A 2,558-nucleotide genomic window follows, 5' to 3' on the forward strand; every position below is an offset into this window, starting at 1 on the left:
GGGCGAGGGCGGCATCCTGCCCGTCACCGTGCGCAACGTCGAAGCCGGATTGCAGGGCAAGAGGCTGAGCGTCGCCGGGCAGCAGATGCGCATCGATGCGTCGGACGGCGTGATCGCGAAGTGGCTGCGCACGATCGACAAGGCCGACGAATATAAGGTGGACGAGGTCGAGCGCGGCGGCAAGACGGTCAAGATCAACCAGACTGGCGCGACGCCGATCCTGGCCGCGAAGCTGGGCGCGCCGCTCAACATCGGCCTGCCGGGCAAGGGCAAGGATTTCGAGGTCGTCGGCATCCCGCTCAAGAAGCCGGGATTTTATGTCGTCGAGCTGGCTTCGCCGCAGCTCGGCCGCGCGCTGCTCGGCCGCGACGCGCCGCGATATGTCGCGGCGGGGGCGCTGGTCACCAACATGGCGGTGCATTTCAAATGGGGCCGTGAAGGCTCGCTCGCCTGGGTGACCGCGCTCGACAGCGGCAAGCCGGTCGGCGGTGCGGCGGTCAAGGTGACCGACAGCTGCACGGGGCAGGCGCTCGCGACCGGAACGACCGATGCGCAGGGGCGGCTGGCGGTGAACAGCGGGATCCCCGAGCCGCAAAGCTGGGGCAGTTGCGACAATGAATCGGATTCGCGCCCGCTGATGATATCGGCGCGCAAGGGCGACGACATGAGCTTCACGCTCACCGCATGGGGCGAGGGCATCCGCCCGTACGACTTCGACCTGCGCTATGGCTATGAGGCGGCCGGCGATATCGTCCACACCATCTTCGACCGCGCGCTGGTCCGGCAGGGCGAGGCGGTCAACATGAAGCATGTGCTGCGTCGCCCGGTGGCGCAGGGCTTTGCGACGCCGGCGGGCTTTTCGGGCACGTTGCGGCTGACGCATCGCGGATCGGACACGAAGTTCGAGCTGCCGGTGACGATCGACGGCAGTGGCGTCGGCGAGAGCGCGTGGAACGTGCCGCAGGGCGCGCCGATGGGCGACTACGACCTGGCCTTCGTCAAACCGGCGAGCAAGCCGGACGAGGATGAGCAAACGATCTTCACCAGCCAGTCGGTGAAAGTGGACGAATACAAGCTGCCGACGATGAAGGCGACGGTGAGTGGTCCCAAAGAGGCGGCGGTCAGGCCGAAGACGCTGCCGCTGGACCTGTTCGCCGGATATCTGTCGGGCGGGGGTGCGTCGAACCTGCCGGTCGAACTGCGCATCGGCTATTATGAGTCGGTGCCGCGGCCGGACGGCTATGACGGCTTCACCTTCACCGGCGCGCCGCTGACCGAGGGCGTCAAGCCAATGAACGGCGAGGGCGAGGCGGAGAATGCCGCGCTGCCGCCGATGCAGACGATCCCCGTGACGCTGGGCGCTGACGGCACGGCGCGGACCAGCGTGGACGTGCCGGCGGGGCTGACCGGCAACCATTCGATGCGGGTCGAGATGGATTATCAGGACGCCAATGGCGAGATCCTGACGGCCTCGCGCCGCATCTCGCTGTACGGCTCGGGCGTGCAGCTGGGCATTCGGACCGACGGCTGGCTGATGAAGCAGGACGATCTGCGGCTGCGCCTGGTCGCGCTGGATACGCAGGGCAAGCCGATCCGGGGACAGAAGGTCAGCATCGCGGTGTACAGCCGCGAGATCCTGACCGCGCGACGGCGGCTGATCGGCGGGTTCTACGCGTACGAGAACAACATGCGGACGACCAAGCTGTCGGCCAGCTGTTCGGCGACGACCGACGAACTGGGCCTGGCGCAATGTTCGGTCGATCCCGGCGTGTCGGGCGAAGTCCATGCCGTCGCGACGACGGCGGACGCGCAGGGCAATGTGGCCACGGCCAGCACATCGGTGTGGCTGGCGGGCGAGGATGACTGGTGGTTCGGCGGCGACAATGGCGACCGCATGGACGTGGTGCCCGAGAAGCAGGATTATGCCGCGAGCGACACGGCGCGATTCCAGGTGCGGATGCCGTTCCGCGAGGCGACCGCACTGGTGACGGTGGAGCGCGAAGGCGTGCTGTCGAGCTTTGTCACCACGCTGTCGGGCGATGATCCGGTCGTCGAGGTGCCGTTGAAGGGCGTATATGCGCCGGACGTCTATGTCTCGGTCATGGCGGTGCGCGGGCGCATCGGCGGGTGGAAGCTGTGGTGGGCCGATCTGGCGCGGCGCTGGAACCTGCCGTTCTTCTCACGCGAGGGTGCGGCGCCGACCGCGACGGTGGACCTGGCCAAGCCGAGCTTTCGCCTGGGCATCGCCAAGATCAAGGTCGGCTGGGAAGGGCATCGCATGGGCGTGTCGGTGAAGGCCGATCGCGACCGCTATGCCGCGCGCGATGTCGCGAAGGTGGCGTTGCAGGTGAAGAACCCGGACGGATCGGCCGCGCCCGACGCCGATGTGGCGTTCGTGGCGGTGGACGAGGCGCTGTTGCAGCTGGCGCCGAACGAAAGCTGGGACGTGCTGGGCGCGATGATGGGCGAGCGGCCGATCGCGGTCATCACCTCGACCGCGCAGACTCAAGTGGTCGGCTCTTTTACACCTCTGACGCCGGCGCCGCATAGAGAAGGGG

General features: G+C 67.7%; 1 protein-coding gene. It reads left to right on the top strand.

Annotation, left to right across the window (positions count from 1 at the left end):
• Window positions 1-2,558: MG2 domain-containing protein (locus BFL28_RS16670; RefSeq protein WP_241527372.1), on the top strand; the 2,558-nt coding region annotated here is incomplete at both ends.

It is taken from the genome of Sphingomonas turrisvirgatae, assembly GCF_001721295.1.
GTDB lineage: Bacteria > Pseudomonadota > Alphaproteobacteria > Sphingomonadales > Sphingomonadaceae > Sphingomonas > Sphingomonas turrisvirgatae.